The organism is Niallia sp. MER 6, from assembly GCF_023714395.1.
Classification (GTDB): domain Bacteria; phylum Bacillota; class Bacilli; order Bacillales; family Cytobacillaceae; genus Niallia.
The window spans coordinates 1-343 of record NZ_JAMAUK010000135.1 but is presented as its reverse complement, the minus strand read 5'-3'; the positions used below and the strand labels follow the sequence as shown (position 1 = coordinate 343).

The 343-nt window shown below is 44.3% G+C and carries 1 tRNA gene and 1 rRNA gene; both read right to left on the bottom strand.

From position 1 onward, the window contains the following. Positions 1-96: ribosomal RNA gene (locus M3600_RS28700) — 23S ribosomal RNA — on the bottom strand; the annotation flags it as partial. A 129-nt stretch (positions 97-225) separates the two neighbouring features. After that, positions 226-301 (bottom strand) — tRNA-Ala (locus M3600_RS28695). Positions 302-343 lie beyond the last annotated feature (42 nt).

Here is a 343-nt window from a genome sequence, read left to right as displayed (position 1 = left end):
CTTACTTACAGCTCCCCGAAGCATATCGGTGTTAGTACCGTCCTTCATCGGCTCCTAGTGCCAAGGCATCCACCGTGCGCCCTTTCTAACTTAACTTGTTTCGGCTAAAGATGTTACTCTTTACCCTAAAATTCTTCTATTAAATAGAGAATCTAAGATGGCGATTACTCGGTTTTATCTTGGTTTTTCTTCTATATGATTTAGTTTTCAAAGAACAAAAAAAATTGGTGGAGCCTAGCGGGATCGAACCGCTGACCTCCTGCGTGCAAGGCAGGCGCTCTCCCAGCTGAGCTAAGGCCCCTTCATCTTTACTTTATGTTATATGGTGGGCCTAAATGGACTC